Source organism: Streptomyces sp. NPDC059454 (genome assembly GCF_042749965.1).
GTDB lineage: Bacteria > Actinomycetota > Actinomycetes > Streptomycetales > Streptomycetaceae > Streptomyces.
In genome coordinates, this window is sequence record NZ_JBHYVC010000035.1 from 35,835 (window position 1) to 57,931 (window position 22,097).

Sequence of the window (22,097 nt, forward strand, 5' to 3'; positions counted from 1 at the left end):
GAAGGAATCCACGATCTCCGCCGTGGCCGTCATCCCGGTCGCGCGCCGGTCACTCGGCGACCTCGCGCCACTACAGTAAGTATCTGTCTGGTCACGCACCGTTGTAGGCTATGGAGTGTCCGGGCGAGGGCCCGATGGGGGAACAGTGAAAAACACATACGAGTTCGGGATCCTCGGGCCGCTGCTGGTCCGGCGGTCCGGCGCACCGGCACACGTCGGCGCCGCCAAGCTGCGGATGCTGTTGGCATCTCTGCTGGTCGAGGCTGACCGGGTGGTGACCGTGGACACTCTGGTCCACCGTCTGTGGGGCGAGACGCCTCCGCTCCGCGCCCGCAACACCCTCCAGAACTACGTGCTGCGTCTGCGCCGCGCACTCGGCAGCCCCGCGGACACCGGACCCGTACGGACCCACCCCCGTGGCTACCTGATCGAGACCGATCCGGAGACGCTGGACGTTCGCCGCTTCACCTCGCTCGTCCGTCTCGGCCGGACCGCGCTGGAGCGGAACACGGCCGAGCGTGCGGCGGCACTGCTGCGTCAAGCCCTGGAGCTGTGGCGCGGAGATCCGCTGTGCGACCTGCCCGGTGACGTCTTTCCCGAGCTGCGGCTCACCCTGCAGGAACAGCACCTGGCCGCGCTCGAGCTGCGCATCGACGCGGACCTGGCAGCAGGCCGCTCCGCAGACGTCCTGCCGGAACTGCGGGCACTGGTCGAAGCCCATCCGCTGCGTGAGCACTTCTGGGCCCAGCGCATGCTAGCGCTCTACCGCTGTGAACGACAGAGCGAAGCCCTCGAGTGCTACCGGACCGTCACCGCGCTCCTCACCGACGAGCTCGGTGTCACTCCCGGCCCCGCGCTGCGGGACATGCACGCGCGGCTCCTCGCGGCCGCCCCCGATCTCGGGAGGTCGCCGGGCAGGACAGAAGCCGCCTCGTTGCCGAACGCCCCCGGCCGGCACGCTCTGCCCGTCGAGACGACCGGCTTCATCGGCCGCGAGGCGCAACTGGCCCAGCTCCGTGCCCTGCTGTCGACCGCCCGGCTGGTCACCCTCACCGGTGTGGGCGGTGTGGGCAAGACACGGCTGGCGCTGCGGTCGGCGGCACAGCTCGCCGCCTCGTACGCGGACGGCATCCATCTCGCCGACCTCGCCCCGCTCACCGCACCGGCCCTGCTCGACCGCGCCGTCGCCGAAGCCCTGGGACTGCGCGACCAGTCCGCGAGGCCGCCCGCGGAAGCCATCGAGGACCGCCTGCGCGATCGGCAGCTGCTCCTCCTTCTGGACAACTGCGAACACGTAGCCGACGCCGTCGCGGCACTGGTCCTGCGGATGCTGCGGGCCGCACCGGGACTGACCGTCCTTGCCACCAGCCGGCACCGTCTGGGGGTACCCGGCGAGCACATCCTGACCGTGCCCTGCCTGACGCTCCCGGACCCGGACGCCGCGTGCGACGCCCAGCAGCCCTCCGAGCATTCCGAATCCGTGCGTCTCCTGGCGCAGCGCGCCGCCGCGTCCGCTCCGGCGTTCGGCATCACGTCGCGCAACCGCGCCGCCGTCGCCCAGCTGTGCCGGCGCCTCGACGGCATCCCCCTCGCCATCGAACTCGCAGCCGTACGTCTCGGCGCGATGACGGCCCAGGAGATACTGGAACGCCTCGACGACCGCTTCCGCGTGCTCTGTCTCCCCGACATGCCAGGCACCGAGAGGCGCTATCAGCACACCCTGCGCGGTGTCATCGACTGGAGCCACACCCTGTGCACCCCGCAGGAACGACTGCTGTGGGCGCGCTTGTCCGTGTTCAGCGGCGGCTTCGACCTGTCCGCCGCCGAAGCCGTCTGCGCGGGGGAGGGCGTAGAGCGAGAAGAGATCCTGAACCTGCTCGCCACACTGGTGAACAAGTCCCTGGTCGCGGTCGACAGCACTGGCCCGCGCGCCCGGTACAGCATGCTGGAGACCATCCGTCAGTACGGTCTCGAGCGGCTGGGGGAACTGACCCAGCACACCGGTCTACGCATCCGGCACAGCGCCCACTACCGGGCCATGACCCTGCGCGCGGGCGCCGAGTGGTGCGGCCCCCACGAGGTCGACTGGCTGCTACGGCTGCGCGACGAACTGCCCAATCTGCGGGCCGCGCTGGACTTCTGTGCCACCCGGCGCGAGCACGTCGGAACAGCGGTCGCCGTCGCCGTCGACCTCGCCCGCACCCGCTGTTGGTTCTTCAGCAGCGTGCTCGGTGAGGGCCGCTACTGGCTGGAACGTCTGCTCGCGTCCCCTCCCGACCTGCCCCCCGACCTGACGGCCGGCGCGCTGGCGATGAAGGTGTGGATCGCGCTGTGCCAAGGGGACAATCCGGCCGCTGAGACGTTCTTGGCCGAGTGCCGCGCACAGGCCGCAGGCTCCGACGGCCCGGCGGTGGCCTCGCTCACCTTCATCGAAGGCGCCCACGCCCTGCTCGTCGACGGCACCTCGGAGTCGATCCCCCGCCTGGCCGCCGCGCGGGAACAGTTCCTGCGGGACGGAGGGCGCGGTGACGCCCACATGGCCACCATGATGTGGGCCATGGCCGAGGCCTTCCTCGGCGACCCGGTCTCGGCCTGTGCCGCCAGCAGGGAGTACACCGCCGAGGCCGAGGCCAGCGGCGCGCCATGGGCCCGCACCTGGGCCTGCTGGTGCGCAGGACTGGTCGAGCTGCGCCACGGCGATCCGGCCGGCTCCCTGGCCCCGCTGCGCGATGCCCTCGCCCGGCAGAGTTCCTTCGGCGACAACTGGGGTCCCGTCTGGGGGGTGGAGACGCTGGCCTGGGCGGTCGCCGAGACGGACCGGCACACCGACGCCGCCCGGCTGCTAGGTGCGGCGCACCGGCTGCGGCAGGACACCGGCGTCGCACTGACCGGCCTACGTCCGTTCCACGACGCCCATGTCGCCGCCGAGCGCCGGGTTCGGGCGGCCCTGAGCGCCCAGGAGTACGCACAGGCCTGGGCGTACGGCGCCTCCGAGAACAGCGTGCTCCTCGCCCTGCGCACCAGCGCGGAGCCACGTACCGACCCGCAGCCGGGGGCCGGGGCGGCGCCTCGCCCGCGTCAGCAGGACCGCTCTTCGACCAGTCTGTCCGCTCCCGTGCGGCAGTAGTGACACCAGCTCACCTCACTGACGGGCAGCTTGCCCCCACAGCTGCGGCGGCTCCTCGCGGACACGCCGGCCGGCGATCGGCCGGCGGCTGCCTGCAGGCAGCCGTCGTCAGGACCGGCAGGCTGCGTTCGAGCTTGTCGCGGACCGCTCCGCGGGCGCCGCTACTGCCGGGGCCCGCAGCCACGTTGAGGTGGCGGAACAGGTCCTTGATGTGGTCCGGGTGGAGCTTGATGCAGTTCGCGCACCTGGTGCGGGGTGGCCGGGCCGGACGGGTTACGGAACCAGCGGAACGCCCAGCGCACCGGTCCAGCCGGCGGCGGACAGGGGGATGGCTCCGCCGAACAGGATTCCGCCGAAGGCCCACGCTCGGTCGGACTCGGTCATCATGAGTCGACCCCCTGGTCGTCACCCGGCGCCGGTTGTTGTCCGTGGGGTAGGTTCTTCATGCCCGCCCCCACCCAGGAGGTACTGGACAAGTTCGCCGCGGACGCCCCGGAGAACACCCGCGCGGAGGTGGTCCGCCTGCCCGACTACGCACTGCGCTGACCCGCCGGGCAGCCTCGACGTGTCAGGCGGTCGCCGAAAACCCGACTCCGGCCCTCAACGGCACGGTGCGAAGCTCTTCCGGCGGTGCGCGACTCCCGACTCCGCAGGAGCCCCGGTACTGGCCTCTGTCGGTCGTCGAGCAGGGCCCACGCTCGCCGATTGCGCGCGGGCAGCCGTCGTACTCACCTTCACCCGCGACGTGCCCCCGCGCCCAAAGGCAGGCGTTGCTTCATCTTTGCCTCGTGCCTGTGGAGGGCTCACACCCAGCAAGGAGTCTGTCAAACGAGCGGTGTGACTGGGGTGGTTGGGGCTACTGACGGGCTGCGGGCAGACGGCCGTCGAAGGTGATGTCAAAGGCGTTCAGCGCGGTCTTCCAGCGCATGGTCCAGCGGGCCTGTCCCTTGCCCGTGGGATCGAGGGACATGATCGCCATGTAGACGCACTTCAGGGCGGCCTGCTCGTTGGGGAAGTGTCCGCGGGCCTTGACCGCCCGGCGAATACGGGCGTTCACCGACTCGATCGCGTTCGTCGTGCAGACGATCCGGCGGATCTCGGTGTCGAACCGCAGGAAGGGGGGTGAACTCTTCCCAGGCGTTCTCCCACAGTTTCACGATCGCCGGGTATTTCCTGCCCCAGGCGTCGGCGAACTCGGCGAACCGCTCCAGGGCGGCCTCTTCGGTCGGCGCCGTGCAGACGGGCTTGAGGAGGCGAGCGATCTTGTCCCAGTCCTGACGGGCGGCATACCGGAAGGAGTTCCGCAGCAGATGCACCACGCAGGTCTGCACGATGGTCTGCGGCCAGACCGCATCCACCGCCTCAGGCAGGCCCTTGAGCCCATCGCAGACCAGCATAAGGACGTCGTTCACACCGCGGTTCTTGATCTCGGTGAGGATGTGCATCCAGTGCTTGGCGCCCTCGCCGCCGTCGCCGGCCCACAGGCCCAGGATCTCCCGCCGGCCCTCGGTGGTGACGGCCAAGGCCACATAGATAGGCCGGTTGGCGACCGCGCCGTCGCGGATCTTCACGTGGATGGCGTCGATGAAAACCACCGGGTCGAGGGGCCTGCTCTGCCACTCGGCCATGCCCTCCAGGACCTTGTCGGTGATGGTGGAGATGGTCTGGCGGGAGACCTCGGCGCCGTAGACCTCGGCCAGGTGGGCCTGGACCTCGCCGGTGGTCAGGCCCTTCGCGGCCAGCGAGATGACCATCTCGTCGACACCGGTCAGGCGCTTCTGCCGCTTCTTGACGATCTTCGGCTCGAAGGAGCCGTCCCGGTCGCGGGGCACGACGATGTCCACCGGCCCGACGTCGGTCAGCACGGTCTTGGAGCGTGTGCCGTTGCGCGAGTTGCCGCCGTTCTTGCCCGCCGGATCGTGCTTGTCATAGCCGAGATGGTCGGTGATCTCGCCTTCCAGAGCGGACTCCAGCACCCGCTTGGTCAGCTGCTGCAACAGCCCGCCCTCGCCGGTCAACTGCAGGCCCTCGGCCTGGGCACGGCCCACCAGCTCGTCGATCAGCTGGTCGTCCACGGCCTTCGCCGACACAGCCGCTGCCGACTCGACAGCGTCCTGCTCGGTCACGTTCTCACTGGTCGTCGATGCATCCTCCATGATCGGGAGTTACACCGAACGATTTACAGTCCCCCTTCGCGCTGAGGGAGGCTGCCGCGCGTGGCCTTCCTCACCGGGTGACCGCTCCGGTGGTCCCAAGCCCGTCCACCGGAGCGCGACCACACCGACAGGGCCCGGGTCTTCGACCCGGGCCCTGTCGGAACGTGCCCTTCGGCCCTCGCCCTACCGGACCGTGAGGTAGGCGCGGTCGATCGTCTGGACCAGGGTGTTGCCGTCACGGTCGGTCAGCTTGGCACGCAGCGAGACGGTGCCCGGCTGCGCGGGGTGGTTCAGCGACAGGTGGGTACCGTTGACGGCTCTGGCCGTGGTCCAGGTCCTGCCGTCGTCGTAGGACACCTCGAACTCCAGCTTCTTGGCTGTCCGAGCGGTGGCCGCGCCCTCCACGGTGAAGGGCACCTGGAACCTCTCGCCGGCCTTCGCCGTACTGGTCAGTGACAGCTCGGGGGAGAAGCGGACCACGGACAGCGGCAGCCGGGCCCAACTCTCCCCGGACACGCCGGCCGACCTGAACGTCCACTGCGCCCGCACGCGGGTGCTTACCGCGAGTAGCTCGGGGTCCCGGGAGGCGTCGACACTCAGTTCGTACCGGCCGTTCCCGGCGGGGACGGTGTACTCGGCGATGTTCAGCGGATCGCCCTCGGCGGGGATCTCTTCGCCGTCGACGCGGAGCGAACTCTCCAGCTCCGTGTAACCGCTGCTGCTCTCATGCCCGTCACTGTCGCCGAACATGGGCAGATGCGCCTTGATCGTGTTCCCGCTCCGCGCGATCCCGGGACGCCCCCACCGCGGTTCACCCTCACCCGGGGGCAGGAGCGGACCGAAGACACCGACGTTGAACCGCGCGGTGTAGCTCTTCTTCGGCTGGTACGCCGTGAACCTTCCCATCTGCGCGTTCCCCGACTCCCACTGGTGTACGGAGTAGGACCACTTGACGCCGTTGCCGAGGACGTATTCAGAGGTCTGCAGCGGCAGTTGGCGCTGGGTGGGGGTGCTGAAGTCGGCCGCGAACTCGCCGATGGGTGTCAGGGGCATCACCGCGACCTGAGCGGTTGGCTCAGGGCCGGGCCTGCCGGCCGCGAAGTCGATCTCGGCCAGCTGCTCGCGCCGGACGTCGGTGGTGAAGCCGCCGAGCGAACCCGTACGGTTCCACGCGAGACGGTAGTTCACTGCGCGCCCGTCGGCCGGCTGACGTGTCCAGAAACCGCTGTACTGGGCGTATGCCGCGTCCTTCGGCGCCTCCGGGCCGATGTGACCGACCTTGAAGCTCTGGAAATCGGGGAAGTCGAAGATGGACGGCGTAAAGCCCAAGGGCTGCCCGTCGGAGCGGGTGTAGCCCGGGATGAGCTGGGCGTGGTGGTTCTCGGCTCCCGTGTCGGGGACGGTGATGCGCGTGGGCTTGGCCTCCCGGGCGTCCATGACGACCGTGGTGTCCTCGGTCAGCTGCAGGGCCGGGGCCAGGAAGAGGGAGTCGGGGGCGGCGGACTCGCCGCCGGCGTTGAGGATCCCGGTGAGCGCATAACCGCCCTTGGGCAGGCGCACCGTGATCTCGCCGTCCGTCGCGTCGGCGAACTCCTGGTAGTAGTCGCGGTCCCGGCCGTCGATCGTCGTGAAACCCTTGCCGGTCGGCTTGCCGTTGTTGTCCAGGTGCTTGATGGTCAGGTCGTACGACTCGATCTCGCGCTCCACGCCGAAGGCGGTGCGCACCCGGGTCCGGCCGTCGGCCGAGGCTGCGGTCACCGAGCCGCCGTACGAGCCGTAGGCCTCGCCGCCGACGCGCGTATCGGCGGTCACCGTGATGCTCGCCGCACCGCCCGCCGCAATGGCGAGCTGCCGCGACGACATCTCGAACATGCCCTCGGGGGCAGGCCCGCCGTCCATCCCGAGCGCCTCGATTGCCAGGTCCAGGACGACCGGCTCGGTGCCGAGATTGCGGTACGTGATCTCCCTCGTCACCGGCTCGTCATCGGTGTGAGGCCACTTCGGGCGGCCGAAGCCGATCGGCCCCTGCTCGGCGACGACGGTCTGCCCGATCGCCCGGGCCACATCGGTGCGGCCGGTGCCCTGCTGGTACGCGCTGTACGGGCCGGGCTCAGCGGAAGCGGTGAGCGCCGCCTTGATCCGCTCGCCGGTCCAGTCCGGGTGCTGCTGCGCCAGGATGGCGGCGGCGCCCGCGACATGGGGAGTGGCCATCGACGTGCCGCTCTGGGTGGCGTAACCGGGCGTCCCCGAGGGGAACACCTGCTCTATGTCGCTCGCGGTGGAGGCGGCAGCCGTGATGTCGACGCCCGGCGCGGTCAGGTCCGGCTTGACTCCTCCGTCACCGACGCGCGGGCCGCGGCTGGAGAAGTCGGCGAGCTTGTCGGCCTTGTCGACCGCGCCGACCGTCAGCGCGGACTCGGCGCTGCCGGGCGATTCGACGGTGCTCTCGCCGTCCTCGCCCGTGTTGCCCGCGGCGATGACGAACAGCGTGTCCGTCTCGGCGGAGAGACGGTTGACCGTCTCCTCCAGCGGGTCGATGCCCTGGGTGTCGGTGCCGCCCAGACTGAGGTTGACGACCTGGGCGCCCTCGGCGACCGCCCACTCCATGCCCGCGATGATGCCGGACTCCCAGCCGCCGCCGCTGTCGTCCAGGACCTTGCCGTCCAGGATGCGCGCGCCCGGCGCGACGCCCTTGTACCTGCCCTGCGACCTGGCACCCGTACCGGCCACCGTCGAGGCCACATGGGTGCCGTGGCCGACTCGGTCGACGCTGTCCTCGGCGTCGGAGAAGTTCCGTTCGGCGATCTCCTGGCCCGCCAGGTCGGGGTGCGTCTGGTCGACGCCGGTGTCCAGCACGGCGACCTTGACGCCCGTGCCGTCGAACCCGGCGCCCCAGGCCGTCGGCGCGCCCGTCTGGGCCACGCTCTTGTCCAGGCCGGCCTGGCGCTTGCCGTCCAGCCAGACTTTCACCACCTTCTTCACCGCCGGTGAGCCGGACAGCCGCGCCGTGCCCTGTCCACCGTCCCCGCCGTCGGTGAAGGTGTCCCAGAACGCGGAGTGGCCGTGCTTGTCGGCCCGTAGCGCCACGCCGTTGACGCTGGTCAGCTCCTGGCCGGCCTTGGCCCGTGCGTCGCGGAAGGCGCTCGCGGGGGGTGTCTCGTCCCCGGCGTAGGTGACGATCAGCGGCAGGTCGGACCGGCTCGCGTCGTCGTACCCGTACGCGACGAGTTGCGTCACGTCGAACAGCCGCCGATCGAGCTTTCCCTGGGCGACAGCCGGCGCCGCGTCGCCCGGTATGACGAAGCTGTGCCCGTCGACCTTCCGGACCGAGAACGACGCGCCCTCGCGCCCCTTGGCCCTCTCGATCCCGGCGACAGAGCCGTCCGCGGCGATCGACACCCTGTCGCCGGTGATCAGCGTCACCGTTTTGGCGCTCTTCGCCCCCGGAACGGACAGGGCCCTCCCCGAGCCTGCCGGAGCGTCAGGGGTCAGGGCGACGGCCTGGCTCACCCCCGGCATCCCGGTCGCGGTGACTACGGCGGCCATGGCGAGAGCCCCCAGCGGGGCGGCCGCACGTATTCGTCTGCCGGGAGATAAGGACATACTCATGCCATCTCTTTCGTCGAGGGATGAAGGAACGAAGGGCTGGAGCACACAGGCCCGCCCCGCGATGACTCCGAGGTTGAAACGTCACGCCGTCCCGCGCCGACCAGGACAGGCCGGCAGTGGGTCCGCCGCCGGAGGCAGACCGTCCGGGCCGCGGGACCGGGATGCCGAAGACCTCACGCGCTGAGCGATCACGGTCGTTGAAGCTAGGTCCGCTGTGTGACCGGACCTGGCTCGGACGATAACGGAACCGCATCGGCCGATCCGAGGATGTGCTCGGGGACCGCCACTTGGCCGACGGCAGGCGACCGCGGCCACGTCAGCCAAAGATGCGCCTGCCGCGCCGACGGACGGTCTGGGCCTTGACCCTTGATCCTGGACACACGAGACACTGGATCCTGAGGATCTGAGAACGGACATCTCGTGGTCATGAAGAACTATCCGCCGCAGTTCAAGGCGGACGCGGTCGCGCTGTATCAGTCGCGGCCCGAGGCGACGATCAGGCAGGTCGCCGCCGAACGCACCCGCGGCAGCCTCGCCGGGGCGGTCATGCACACCGACCACGGGGCCCAGACACCAGCCGGGCCTTCGCCGACGCCTGCCGACAGGCCGGCGTCCGCCAGTCGATGAGCGCGATCGGCTCCAGCGCGGACAACGCGCTCGCCGAGTCCTTCAACGCGACGTTCAAACGCGAGACGCTCCAGGGCCGAAAGCACTGGTCCAGCGAGCGCGAGGCCCGCCTCGACGCGTTCCACTGGCTCCATCGCTACAACACCCGACGCCGTCACTCCCGCCTCGGCCACCGCAGCCCGACCGCCTACGAGAACACCCTCCGAACGACACCAACTACGCTGACCCAAGCCGCATAACCCGTGTCCAGGAACCAGGGTCAAGGCCCAGGGACGACGTAGTCAACAGCCTGTACTCCGTCCACCCCGGCTGGACGGAGTACGCCGGTCGGCTGCAGGACCTGTGGCGGGGCTGTGCCCCGCGGCCGTCACCGCTGCCTCCCCCACCGGCGGTCCGCAACCCGAATCCGTACGTGGGTGAGGAGGGACAAGCCTCCGCGGTCCCCTACGGCAACAGCCCCGGCCCCCGGCGCCTGTCACACGCGGGAGGAGAGCGGTGCTGCCCGGTCGGCCCGCCCGGGCCGCCGTGTGACCCCGTGCCGGTTCACCCGGCCGTGGCGGCGCCCGTGGGCATCGGTGGTTCCCGTGACACTGCGGGGACGCAGCCGTGACGGGTCACACGGCGTCGCTCGGCATTCCGGGTGACCGGGCGATCTCCTGTTCGGCGGCTTCGATGACGGACAGTACGGCGGCCGCGGCGGCCGCGGGATCGCGGGCCTCGACGGCCCGCACGACGGCGCGGTGACCCGGCAGCGAGGCTTCCACCGCGCCCGCGGTCTGGGTGCTGATGACGAAGCTGTGTTCCAGCGCGATCTCGACGGCGCGGCCCAGTGATCCGAGGAGACGGTTGCCGCCGGCGTCGAGCAGGGCCCGGTGGAAGGCGATGTCGGCCTCGACGTAGCCGCCGCGACCGGGTGACGCCGCCGCGGCCTCCATTGCGGCCAGGGCGTCGTACAGGACGCGCACGTCGTCGGGCCCGGCCCGTTCGGCGGCGAGCCGGGCCGCCTCGGGCTCGACGATCCGCCGCAGTTCGCCCGTGTCGCGCAGCAGGGTCGCGGCGTCCTCGGCCTGTTTCCAGCGCAGTACGTCGCGGTCCAGGTGGTTCCAGTGCTCCGGGGAGAGTACGCGCGTACCGGTGCGCGGCCGTACGTGCAGCATCCCCTTGGCCACCAGCGACTTGACCGCCTCCCGCAACACCCCCCGGCTGACGCCGATCTCGGCCGCGAGTGCGTCCTCGACCGGTAGCGCGTCCCCCGGCTCCCACGCGCCGCCCACGAGGCGCCGCCCGAGCTCGTCGACCACGCGCTGGTGCATGGTCGGGAAGTCCACCACGATCTCCGCTCGCCCCCTGGACGCCATTCATCGAATCATTTAATGATTGACCCCCAGGGTAGCGGGCCCGCACCCGACAGCGCCGCATCACGCAGCGGACGACGCCGGAGCCAACGGGAGTGTCCACATGACCGACGGTAGGAGGACGGACCGCCGCAGTCAGGCATGGTTCGGAGCACAGGGCCGCAGCGGGATGCTGTACCGCTCCTGGATGCGCAACCAGGGGTTCGGGCACGAGGTGTTCGACGGGCGTCCCGTCATCGGCATCGCGACCAGTGCCTCCGAACTCGCCCCGTGCAACGCCCATCTGACCCGCGTCGCCGAGGCCGTCAAGCGGGGAGTGTGGCAGGCGGGCGGCTTCCCGCTGCAGTTCCCCACCATGGCCACCGGCGAGACCCTGATGCGCCCCACCGCCATGCTGTACCGCAACCTCATGGCCATGGAGGTCGAGGAGCTGATCCGGGCCAACCCGCTCGACGGTGTCGTGCTGCTGTCCGGCTGCGACAAGACGACCCCCGCCATGCTCATGGGCGCCGCCAGCGTCGACCTGCCCGCCGTCATGGTCACCGGCGGGCCGATGCTGAACGGCAAGTACCGGGGCCAGGACGTGGGATCCGGCACCCACGTGTGGAAGTTCGAGGAGGACCTGAAGACCGGCCGGATGACCGAGGAGGAGTGCTTCTTCGCGGAAGGCTGCATGGCCCGCTCCAACGGACACTGCATGACGATGGGGACCGCCTCGACGATGGCCTGCATGGCCGAGGCGCTCGGCATGCAGCTGCCGGGCTCGGCGGCGTGGCCCGCGGTCGACTCCCGGCGGATGGAGACCGCGCAGGCGGCGGGGCAGCGCATCGTGAGGATGGTGGAGGAGGAGCTGCGGCCCTCCCGGATCCTGACGCGGGAGGCGTTCGAGAACGCCATCCGGGTCAACGCGGCCATCGGCGGCTCCACGAATGCCGTCATCCATCTCACCGCCCTCGCCGGACGCGTCGGCATCGAGCTGAGCCTGCGGGACTTCGACGACCTGGTCCGCGCGGTGCCGACCCTGGTCAACCTGATGCCCAGCGGCAAGTATCTGATGGAGGACTTCTGTTACGCGGGCGGCCTGCCCGCCGTCATGGCCGAACTCCTCGGCGGCGGGCTGCTGCACGGCGGGCCACTCACCGTCACCGGACGCACCGTCGCCGAGAACACCGACGGCGCCGAACGCGTCGACTCCGACGTCATCACCCCTCTCGACGCCCCCTTCCAGCCGGCCGGCACCGGCATCGCCGTCCTGCGCGGCAACCTGTGCCCCGACGGCGCCGTGATCAAGCAATCCGCCGCGTCACCGCACCTGCTCACCCACCGCGGCCCCGCCCGCGTCTTCGACTCCCCCGAGGCGTACCACGAGGTCGCCGACGACCCGGACCTCGATGTCGACGAGAACACCGTCATCGTCATCCGCAATGCCGGGCCCAAGGGCTACCCCGGCATGCCCGAGGTCTCCAACGTCCCGCTGCCCGCCAGGCTGCTGAAGGCCGGCGTCACGGACATGGTGCGCGTGTGCGACGGCCGGATGAGCGGCACCGGCTACGGAACGGTGGTCCTCCACGTGGCACCCGAGGCCGCCGTCGGCGGACCGCTCGCCCTGGTGCGCGACGGGGACCCCGTCGTCCTCGACGTCCCGAACCGCACCCTGCGCCTGGACGTGGACGACGCCGAGCTCGCGCGACGCCGGCAGGAGTGGACACCGCCCGTCGAGCGGTACACCAGCGGCTACACCTGGCTCTACACCCAGCACGTCGAACAGGCCGACCGGGGCGCCGACTTCGGGTTCCTGCGCGGAAGCCGCGGACACGAGGTCCCCCGCGACTCCCACTGAGCCCGCCCCGGCGACCGCCCCTCGCAACCAGGAGAGCATCGATCGTGGAATCGGCAGCAGCGCGCCCCCGTCCGGTCCTCACCGCCGGCTCCGTCCTGCCGCAGGACGCCGACCGGGCCGCCCTCGTCGCACGCGTCCACGACCCGGAAGGGGACGGACCGTGCGTGGCCGCGGTCCGCGGCGAGCACGTCGTCGACCTGACGGCCCTCGCACCCACCGTCTCCGACCTCATGGAACGCGGCGACGCGGCGACGGTCGTCCGGGAGGCCGACGGCGGACGCGCCTGGCGCCTGGACGACCTGCTGCAGGCACCGCCCGGCCGCCGTGACGTGCCGCATCTGCTCGCCCCCGTCGACCTCCAGGTGATCAAGGCGGCGGGCGTCACCTTCGCCCGGAGCCTGCTGGAACGCGTCATCGAGGAGCGCACGGGCGGCGATCCGGCACAGGCCGCGAGGGTACGGGCCCGCGTCGGGCAAGTGGTGGGCGGCAGGCTCGACGGCATCCGTCCCGGATCACCGGAAGCGGTCAAGGCCAAGGAACTGCTCGTCGCCGAAGGACTGTGGTCGCAGTACCTGGAGGTCGGGATCGGGCCGGACCCGGAGGTGTTCACCAAGGCCCCCGTGCTGTCCGCCGTCGGCACCGGCGCCGACATCGGTGTACTCGGTGCCTCCGTGTGGAACAACCCCGAGCCCGAGGCCGTCCTCGTCGTGGACTCGCGCGGCCGGGTACGCGGCGCGACGCTCGGCAACGACGTCAACCTCCGCGACATCGAGGGACGCAGCGCCCTGCTGCTGTCCCGCGCGAAGGACAACAACGCCTCCTGCGCGATCGGACCGTTCGTCCGCGTGCTCGACGAGGACTTCGGCCTCGACGCCGTACGCGGGCTCGACATCGCGCTGCGGGTCGACGGCGCGGACGGCTACGTGCTGCGGGGCAGCAGTTCGCTGCGCGAGATCAGCCGCGACGTGCTGGACCTGGTGGCCGCCACGCACGGCGCGCACCATCAATACCCGGACGGTTTCGTGCTGTTCACGGGCACGCTGTTCGCCCCGACCGAGGACCGGCAGGCGCCCGGCGCGGGCTTCACCCACGAGTACGGCGACGTCGTACGGATCTCCAGCCCGTGCCTCGGCGCACTGGTCAACACCGTCGTCCCCAGCGAGGAGGCCGCGCCGTGGACGTTCGGTGTGGGGGCGCTGATGCGCAGCCTGGCCCGGCGCGGCCTGTTGTGAGACCTCCCGACGGTCCGGGGTGCGCGGCGCCCCTGACGTGTGCCGCGCACCCCTGGTTCAGGTGGTGAGCGGCTCCTTCACGATCGTGGCGTGCAGGCGCCGTGTGTGGTCCACGTGGCGCTCGGCCCCGGTCAGTACGACCCTGGCCGTCAGACGCGGATCCGCGCTGGAGGCGGCCAACCGCACCTCCAGCTCACCCGGTTCGACGACGCGCCGGCCGTCGCGGCCGGTGAAGGAGGCGACATCGGCCGGGACCGTGACACTCAGACGCCGGGTCTCCCCCGGCTCCAGTGCCACCCGGGTGTAGCCGACGAGGCGCTGCACCGGCTGGACGACGGAGGCGACCGGGTCGTGCAGATAGACCTGGACGACCTCTGTGCCGGAACGGTCACCCGTGTTGCGGACGGTGAAGGAAAGCGCGAACTCGCCGTCCGTCGGGGCCTGCTGGGCCCGCACTGTCAGGTCGGTCCAGTCGAACCGCGTGTAGGACAGGCCGTGGCCGAAGGCGAACGCGGGGGTCGGGTCGATGTTGGACACCTCGCTGGCGTGCGCGAGCCGCGCCCCGAGATACGTGCCCGGCTGGGAGCCCGGCCCGCGCGGCACGCCGACCGGGAGACGTCCGGAGGGATTGACCCGGCCGCTGAGCACCCCGGCGATCGCATGGGTGCCCTCCTGGCCCGGGAAGAAGGACTGCACGATCGCCGCGGACTCCTCCACGGCGCGGCCCAGGGCGTACGGCCGTCCGGCCAGCAGCACGGTGACCACGGGTGTCCCGAGGTCGAGCAGGGTGTCGAGCAGGTGCTGCTGCGCGCCGGGCAGAGCCAGCGTCTCGACATCACAGCCCTCGCCGCTGGTGCCCCGCCCGAAGAGTCCGGCGCGGTCGCCGAGCACCACCAGGGCGACGTCGGCCTGGCGCGCCGCCCGCGCGGCCTCCTCGAGGCCGGAGAGGTCACCGTCGTCGATGCCGGTGCCGCGGGCGTAGGTGATCTCGGCGTCGGTGAACTCGGTGGCGAGCGTCTCGCGCAGGGTGGGCAGCTCGATGCCGAGGGGGGTGCCGGGGTGACGGACTCCGATGTGCTGGGGGAAGGAGTAGCAGCCCAGGACGGCGACGGGTTCGTCGGCGTTGGGGCCGATCAGGGCGATGCGGCGCGGCGTGGCGAGCGGCAGGGTGCCGTCGTTGCTCAGCAGCACGACCGCTTCCTCGGCGAGTGTGCGGGCCAGGGCGCGGTTCTCCGGGCCGTCCAGGTCGATCCGGCCGCGCAGGGCCTCCGGGTCGGCCCGGTCCGCCCCGTCGAGCGCCGCCGGCACGGGGTCCCAGTCCGGGTCGAGCAGGCCGAGCGCCACCTTCTGGGTGATCACCCGGCGCACGGCGCGGTCGACCAGCTTCTCCGGGATACGGCCGTCGGCGACGGCCTCGGTCAGGGGCGCGCCGTAGGTCTTGACATTGGGCAGTTCGACGTCGATGCCCGCGCGCAGCGCCGTGCCGGCGGCGCCCGCCCAGTCGGCGGCGACGCCGTGCAGGGTCTTGAGGAAGGCGATGGCGAAGTAGTCGGCGACCACGGTGCCGTCGAAGCCCCAGGTGTCGCGCAGCAGACCGGTGAGCAGGTCCTCGTCGGCCGCAGAAGGCATGCCGTCGGTGTCGGTGTAGGCGTTCATCACGGAGCGGGCGCCGCCCTCGCGGATCGCCATCTCGAAGGGGGACAGCAGCACGTCGGCGCGCTCACGCGGCCCCATGGAGGAGGGGGCGAGGTTGCGTCCGGCGCGGGAGGCCGAGTAGCCGGCGAAGTGCTTGAGGGTGGCGACGATCCCGGCGGACTCCAGGCCCTGGACGTAGGCGGTGCCGATGGTGCCGACGAGGTAGGGGTCCTCGCCGATGGTCTCCTCGACCCGGCCCCAGCGGGCGTCGCGGACCACGTCGAGGACGGGGGCGAGGCCCTGGTGGATGCCGACGGACCGCATGTCGCGGCCGATGGCGGCGGCCATCCGGCGCACCACGTCCGGGTCGAAGGCGGCGCCCCAGGAGAGCGGGACGGGGTAGGCGGTGGCGCCCCAGGCGGCGAAGCCGGCCAGGCACTCGTCGTGCGCGAGCGCCGGGATGCCGAACCGGTTCGTGGCGGCGATCCGGGCCTGGGTCCGAGCCAGGGAAAGAGCCCCCAGGGCGGGGTCGACCGGGACCGTACCGAAGGGGCGGGTGAGCTGGCCCAGTCCGGTGGGCAGGAGCGCGTCGAGGTCGACTGCCTCCTCCATGTCGTGCTGGTGCGGCGCCACTTCGCCGCCGTTGGCGGACGCGCCGACCCACACGCCGTACAGCTGGGCGGTCTTCTCCTCGAGGGTCATCGCGTCGATCAACGCCTCGACTCTCGCGGTGACGGAGGCGGTGGGGTCGTTCCAGAGGGAGATTGCGGAGGTGTTCTCTACAGCCACGTCGGCGTTCACTTTCCTCCCACGCCCGTCGGGCCCTGGACCAGGGCTGGACGGGCGAACCGGTAAACGAGTGGGACTTGGGGCGAGGCGGACCGCGTGGCGCCTCCGGCGTCTGCGTGTGTGTCTGCGTCGGTGTGGGCGTGGGTCAACGGCTGAATCCCGCGGTCAGACCGCTCAGCAGCTGGCGGCGGCCGAAGGCGTACAGCACCAGGACGGGCAGTGTGGTCAGGACGACGGCGGCGAGCACGGCGGGGACATTGACCCCGTACTGCCCCTGGAAGGTCCACAGGGCGAGCGGCAGGGTCCGGCGGTCCGGGCTCTGGGTGAGGACCAGAGGCAGCAGGAATCCGTTCCAGATGGTCAGTGCGTTGAAGATGCTCACGGTGAGGATGGCCGGCCGGGTGAGCGGTGCCGCCAGCCGCCACAGCGTCGTCCACTCGGTGGCGCCGTCGACCCGCATCGAGTCGAACAGCTCCTTGGGCACGTCGCGGATGAAGTTGGCGAGCACCAGCACCGACAGCGGGATGGCGAATGCGATCGACGGCAGGATCAGCGCCGGCAGACTGTCGTACAGGTGCAGTTTGATGATGATCAGGTAGACCGGGATCACCGTGGCCTGCAGCGGGATGGCCAGGCCCATCAGGAACAGTCCGTTCATGGCCCGCAGGACCCGCATGCGCCAGCCGCGGACGATCGCGTAGGCCGCCATGAAGGAGAACACGACCGCCGGCACCACGGCGCCGACGGTCACCACGACACTGTTCACGAAGTAGCGCAGGAAGTCGGACTCGACGACCAGCCGGTAGTTCTCCAGTGTCGGCTCGCTCGACGGCACCAGCGGGTTGCTCGCGTAGTAGCGGCTCCGCTCCTTGAGGCTGGTGATGAGGGTCCAGTACAGGGGCACGGCGACGACGGCCAGCCAGAGCCATCCGGCCAGCCCTCCGGCCCAGTTGCGCCGGCGGGCCGCCGGGCGGGAGGGGCGTTGCCCCTCACGGTGGGTGGCCTTCTGCGGTCGTTGTGTCTTGGTCAGCGTAGTGGCCACGTCAGGCCCCCTCGAGTTGGCTCGCGCCGGCGTCCCGGCCTCCGAGACGGCGCAGCAGCAGGGCGAGGGCGAGACCCACGAGGACCAGGATGACCGCGATGGCGCTGGCCGGTCCCATCAGGCTGGCCTGGAAACCCCGCTTGTACATGTCCAGTGCGAGAACCCGGGTGGCGTCGCCGGGGCCGCCCTCGGTCAGGACGAAGATGAGGTCGAAGAAGGTCAGCGACCCGACGACCATCAGCGTGGACGAGGTGATGATGGTGTACTTCAGCTGCGGCAGCGTGATGCTGAAGAACTGCCGGATCCGTCCGGCTCCGTCCAACTGTGCCGCCTCGTAGAGGGATTTCGGAATCTGCTGTACGCCGCCCTGGTAGATCAGGGAGTGGAACGGGATGAACTGCCAGGAGACGACGAAGACGACGACTCCGAACGCGAGCCCCGGCCGGCCCAGCCAGTCCTGGCTGAGCGCTTGGATCTTCAGCCCGGCACCGAGCCCGAAGTTGGGGTCCAGCAGAGCCTCGTAGGCGATCGCGATCGCCGCGGAGCTGAGCATCAGCGGGACGAAGTACACCACGCCCAGCACCGCGCGGTAGCGCTGGCGGCCGGCCAGGAACGTGCCGAGCAGAATGCTCAGCGGTGTCTGCACGACCCAGGACACGGCCATCACCAGGAACGTCACCCAGAGGGCGTGCGGCAGTCCGGGGTCGGTGAGCACCGCACGCCAACTGGTCAGTCCGGAAAGGCGGATGGCGCCGATGCCGTCCCAGGTGGTGAAGCTCAGCGCGAAGACGCCGATGAGCGGTACCACGGCGAACCCGACGAAGACCACCAGCGCCGGCGCCGCCAGCCACGGCAGAATGCTGCGCGGCTCGCGATGCCGCGGCCGGCTGGTGAGCGCACTCATACGCCGGTGACCGCGTTCAGGTTGCTTGCGAACTGCTTGGGTGAGACCGAGAGTTGGAACAACTTGACGATGTTGTCCAGCAGCGTCTCGGCGGCCGTCGGGCTGAGCGCCTGGTCCCAGGACTGGACGAACACCTCGGCCTTGCTGGCGATGTCGTAGGTGAACTGGAGGAAGTCGGCGTTCTCGGAGGCGGCCAGCAGTTTCTCCGTGCCGAGCCGGATCGGTACCGACCCGTTGCCGATCCACTTCTTCACCTCCTCGTCCTGAAGGACACCGGTGGCGAAGTATTCCTTCGCGATCTTCTTCTGCTCGGCCCCGGCCTTGGAGGAGATGGACAAGTACTGGGCGGGGTTGCCAACCGTGTTGCTCTGATCGCCCTTGCCGCCTTCGACGGGCGGGAAGGTCATGTAGCCGAGCGAGCCGCTGGAGACGAAGTCCCCGCCGTCGGTCTGCTGGATGCCGTACGACCAGGCGCCGTGCAGCATCATGGCGGCTCGGCCGGTGTACAGCAGCGCCTGGTCGGCGTTGGAGTCCGCGGTGATCGAGGAGAAGCCCTTGACGAAACCGTCGGCCTCGACCAGGTCCTGCAGTGCGGTCAGCGCCTTGATCGCGTCCGGGTGGGACCATGCGTTCTTCTCGCCCTCGATGGCGGCCTGGAAGACCTCGGGACCGCCTATGCGGTCGAACAGGAACTCCAGCCACATCATGTTGGTCCACCGGGACTGGCCGCCGAGTGCGAACGGCGCTATGCCCTTGGCGTTGAACCTGGGCACCAGCGCCATGATGTCGTCCCAGGACTCCGGTGGTTTCACACCGACCTGGTCGAAGACCTTCCTGTTGTAGTAGAGGATGATCGGCTGCACGGTCTCGCACGGCATCGCGTAGATCTTGCCGTCGACGGTCGCCGCTCCGAACGAGGACGGGAACAGCCCCTTCTTGACGTCTGGATGCTCGTCGAACCACGAGGTGAGGTCCTCGACCTGGTCCGCTTCCGCGTAGGTGCGCAGCGTCCCGCCGCCCCAGCCCCAGATGATGGTGGGCGCCTGCCCGGCGCCGATGGCGGTCTTGATCTTCGTCTTGTACGCGTCGTTCTGGTAGGTCGTGTCGTCGATCTGCTCGTCGGGGTGGGCCTTGTTGAACGCATCCACGGCGCCGGCCCTGACGCCTTCCTGCGGCTGTCCGTTCAGGTACCAGTACGTGGCACCACCGCTCTTGCCGGGTCCTGACGAGCCGCCGCACGCCGTCAGCGCCGCGGAGGCCGGCACGGCGGCCGCCAGGCCGAGGAGGGTACGTCGAGAGAGCGCCATGATTTTCTCCGCACTCGAGAGCCGTCAGCTTCTCGTGAGTCATGGTGAAAGGTTTTCGAAAATTCCTTCTTCGAGCTCTGTTGCTGCAAGCTAGGTTTCGAGCTGACGCCGTGTCAAGATGCGTGCAGCCGCGCTACCGTACGGAAGACTCCCGCTCAATATCAGCGCCTGAGCGGCTCCCGAGGGACCCTGTCGGAGCTCGAAAACGTTTCGAAATGGTCGGTAGAAAACGAGGGTGACGCAGTGGCTGCGGGCTGACACACTGTCGGTGCAGGTCACACCGGGCCATCGGGGTCCGGTGCCGCCCTCTCCGGACGAGTCGATGCCCTCCTGGCCGAGACGACACCGGCGCGCGCCGCCGCGCAGTGGGAAACGGACGCGGCAGTGGGGCCGGTTCACAGGTACGGTTGACCGGTTCCGTCCGCGTGGCCGGGCCGACCGGCGGGTAACCACACCGGTGGACCTACAGCTGAGAGGAACCGATGCGACCGAACGCCAGGCGCACCACGTTGGCGGACATCGCCCAAGCGGCTGGGGTCTCCGTCGCGACCGTGTCCAAGGTGGTCAACGGTCGCGGTGACGTGGCGCCGCACACCCGCATCCGTGTACAGGAGCTGCTGCATCAACACGACTACCTCGCGCCCGTGTTCCGCCACGCCGAGGTCGTCGAGAACCCGACCATCGAGGTGCAGTTCAAGGGCGGCCTCAAGTCGTACGTGGCGGAGACCCTGGAAGGCATCATCGACTCCGCCGCCGAATCGGGAGCCTCGGTGGTGGTCAGCAAGGCGTCCAGCGCCCCGCACTGGGCCCGGGACCTGGTCTCGGCCGGGCGCCGCGCCGTCATCGCGGTCACCAGCGTGTACACCACGGCCCACCTGAACGAACTGGCCCGGTCCGGGCTGCCGCTGGTCGTGCTGGACCCACTGCACCTGCCGGACAGCCGGGTCAACAGCGTCGGGGCGACCAACTTCGCCGGTGGTCTGGCCGCGACCCGGCACCTGCTCTCCCTGGGCCACCGCCGCGTCGCCTATCTCGGCGGACCGACCATGGCCGTCTGCAACCAGGCACGCATGCACGGCTACCGCGCCGCCATGGAGGCCGAAGGAGCGCGGGTACCGGACGCCTATGTCCGGCCCGGAGAATTCACGTACGAGACCGGTTTGCTCGGCGCCACGGTGCTGCTGGACCTGGAAGAACCTCCGACGGCAGTTTTCGCGGGGAACGACGAGATCGCCCTCGGCGTCATCGAGGCCGCTCGCGCCCGGGGCCTGCGCGTTCCCGAAGACCTGAGCGTGGTCGGCTTCGACGACACGAGCCTCGCCCAGATGGCCTCACCGCCCCTGACCACCGTGCGCCAGCCGCTCCGGGAGATGGGCGCTGCCGCCCTGCGCACCGCCCTCCGACTGGCCAACGGCGAGAAGGTCGAGTCCCACCACATCGAACTCGCCACCGAACTCGTGGTACGCGCCTCGACGGCACGGCCTCGCGAGGAAACGTCGGCGCACAGGTGAACACGGATGAAGGGGCATCGGGGGTACGGCAACCGCATGCCGTTGCCGGGCCGGAACCGCTCCGCTGTGGAGTCCTCCGCCAGGACGCTGAAGCCGTCCCCGTCCAGTGCTGCTCCGCAGAAGTTCGTTGAAGGGCCAGACAGCCTTGAGGGGGGTTCCTTCGTAGGTCCAGCGGTATGGTTCGGTGGTTTCGTCGTGCGCTATCGCGTATGCCTCCAGCTTGTCGATCAGGTCATCGCGGCTGGCGAAGTCGCCGTACCGCAGAATCCGGCGGGTCAGGGCGGAGAAGAACAGTTCGACATGGTCGAGCCAGGAAGCGTGCGGCGGGGTCCAGCGGACGTGCCAGCGTGGGCGGCCGGCCAGGTCTTGGTGTGCCGGGCGGGTTCGCCGGGACGCGCCGGTTGTCCGGGGTGGCGGCGCGAGCGGGCGGCGATCACGGTCTTCTCGTCGATGGACAGGACCACCGCGCCCTCGGGCGACGCGAGGTGGAGGACGCACACAGCGGCGGCGCGCTGCCGGAAGTCGGGGTGTCCCGGCGAGTGAGCCGGCCGCTGACCTTGTGCGGCTTCAGATCCAGATCTGCCGGAATCCGGCCGGCCCGGGAGGCGGAGACCGGCGCGAAGCAGGTGTCGGCCATCCGTTGGGCGATGGCACGATGCGACCAGGTCGCCTCCGGATGCGGTGGCGTGCTGGTAGCGGTCGCGACGATCGCCACCCGCACCTGGGGCCCGTACGATCTCGGTCGTCCCGGCCGTTCAACATCGCGCAGGCCCTTCATACCGCGCGCCGCGAACCGCCCGCGCCACCCGTCTCATGCGTGCCCTGCTCGTCCTGACGAACCTCGAAGTCAACCGCTGACTAATGATCTTCTCTGCGGACTCCCACCCGCGACCAGCACGAGTAACCCGAGGACCAGTCACACCAGCCTTGTGACCTGCGGTTTCAAGTTGGGGGAGGCTCAAG

12 protein-coding genes and 2 pseudogenes are annotated in these 22,097 nt (G+C 70.3%); 6 read left to right on the forward strand and 8 right to left on the reverse strand.

Features of this window, described 5'->3' with window-relative positions:
- The first annotated feature begins 145 nt into the window (after positions 1-145).
- Positions 146-3,127 carry a BTAD domain-containing putative transcriptional regulator gene (locus tag ACFXAE_RS23000; RefSeq protein ID WP_384717907.1) on the forward strand — a complete coding sequence of 994 codons (2,982 nt, stop codon included), beginning with the start codon at positions 146-148 and terminating at the stop codon, positions 3,125-3,127.
- A gap of 856 nt (positions 3,128-3,983) precedes the next feature.
- Here ACFXAE_RS23000 and ACFXAE_RS23005 read toward each other — a convergent pair.
- Both ACFXAE_RS23005 and ACFXAE_RS23010 read right to left on the reverse strand, forming a co-directional pair.
- Positions 3,984-5,283 (reverse strand): annotated as a pseudogene (locus ACFXAE_RS23005) (IS256 family transposase).
- A gap of 183 nt (positions 5,284-5,466) precedes the next feature.
- Complete coding sequence (locus ACFXAE_RS23010) at positions 5,467-8,829, reverse strand: S8 family serine peptidase (protein ID WP_384717909.1); 3,363 nt, start codon at positions 8,827-8,829, stop codon at positions 5,467-5,469.
- A 489-nt stretch (positions 8,830-9,318) separates the two neighbouring features.
- Here ACFXAE_RS23010 and ACFXAE_RS23015 point away from each other — a divergent pair, with 489 nt between their 5' ends.
- Positions 9,319-9,519: a hypothetical protein gene (locus ACFXAE_RS23015; RefSeq protein WP_384717911.1), complete on the forward strand. Its 201-nt coding sequence runs from the start codon at positions 9,319-9,321 to the stop codon at positions 9,517-9,519.
- Entirely contained in the window at positions 9,516-9,758 is a 243-nt protein-coding gene (locus ACFXAE_RS23020) for an integrase core domain-containing protein (RefSeq protein WP_384717913.1), read from the forward strand. The genes ACFXAE_RS23015 and ACFXAE_RS23020 overlap by 4 nt, the downstream gene beginning before the upstream one ends.
- Positions 9,759-10,133: 375 nt before the next feature.
- Here the strand turns inward: ACFXAE_RS23020 and ACFXAE_RS23025 are convergent, their stop codons facing one another.
- Positions 10,134-10,877, reverse strand: a complete 744-nt coding sequence (locus tag ACFXAE_RS23025) for a FadR/GntR family transcriptional regulator (protein WP_384717915.1) — start codon at positions 10,875-10,877, stop codon at positions 10,134-10,136.
- 100 nt (positions 10,878-10,977) lie between these two features.
- Here ACFXAE_RS23025 and ACFXAE_RS23030 point away from each other — a divergent pair, with 100 nt between their 5' ends.
- Both ACFXAE_RS23030 and ACFXAE_RS23035 read left to right on the forward strand, forming a co-directional pair.
- Entirely contained in the window at positions 10,978-12,714 is a 1,737-nt protein-coding gene (locus ACFXAE_RS23030; RefSeq protein ID WP_384717917.1) for an IlvD/Edd family dehydratase, read from the forward strand.
- A 44-nt stretch (positions 12,715-12,758) separates the two neighbouring features.
- Positions 12,759-13,946, forward strand: a complete 1,188-nt coding sequence (locus ACFXAE_RS23035) for a fumarylacetoacetate hydrolase family protein (RefSeq protein WP_384717919.1) — start codon at positions 12,759-12,761, stop codon at positions 13,944-13,946.
- Positions 13,947-14,003: 57 nt separating this feature from the next.
- Here ACFXAE_RS23035 and ACFXAE_RS23040 read toward each other — a convergent pair whose 3' ends face one another.
- The 4 genes from ACFXAE_RS23040 to ACFXAE_RS23055 all read right to left on the reverse strand — a co-directional run bounded on the left by ACFXAE_RS23040 (position 14,004) and on the right by ACFXAE_RS23055 (position 19,623).
- The gene (locus ACFXAE_RS23040; RefSeq protein WP_384717921.1) at positions 14,004-16,382 is read right to left on the reverse strand and encodes a beta-glucosidase; all 2,379 of its coding nucleotides are present in this window, start codon (positions 16,380-16,382) and stop codon (positions 14,004-14,006) included.
- Positions 16,383-16,515: 133 nt separating this feature from the next.
- Positions 16,516-17,412, reverse strand: a complete 897-nt coding sequence (locus ACFXAE_RS23045; protein ID WP_384717923.1) for a carbohydrate ABC transporter permease — start codon at positions 17,410-17,412, stop codon at positions 16,516-16,518.
- A gap of 1 nt (position 17,413) precedes the next feature.
- Positions 17,414-18,316: a carbohydrate ABC transporter permease gene (locus ACFXAE_RS23050; protein WP_384717925.1), complete on the reverse strand. Its 903-nt coding sequence runs from the start codon at positions 18,314-18,316 to the stop codon at positions 17,414-17,416.
- Complete coding sequence (locus ACFXAE_RS23055) at positions 18,313-19,623, reverse strand: extracellular solute-binding protein (RefSeq protein WP_384717927.1); 1,311 nt, start codon at positions 19,621-19,623, stop codon at positions 18,313-18,315. The genes ACFXAE_RS23050 and ACFXAE_RS23055 overlap by 4 nt, the downstream gene beginning before the upstream one ends.
- Positions 19,624-20,105: 482 nt before the next feature.
- Between ACFXAE_RS23055 and ACFXAE_RS23060 the strand changes: the two genes are divergently transcribed.
- The gene (locus tag ACFXAE_RS23060) at positions 20,106-21,134 is read left to right on the forward strand and encodes a LacI family DNA-binding transcriptional regulator (protein ID WP_384717929.1); all 1,029 of its coding nucleotides are present in this window, start codon (positions 20,106-20,108) and stop codon (positions 21,132-21,134) included.
- A gap of 433 nt (positions 21,135-21,567) precedes the next feature.
- On the opposite strand, the pseudogene ACFXAE_RS23065 reads toward ACFXAE_RS23060, so the two are convergent.
- Positions 21,568-21,927, reverse strand: a pseudogene (locus tag ACFXAE_RS23065) (helix-turn-helix domain-containing protein); the annotation flags it as partial.
- Positions 21,928-22,097: the final 170 nt, after the last annotated feature.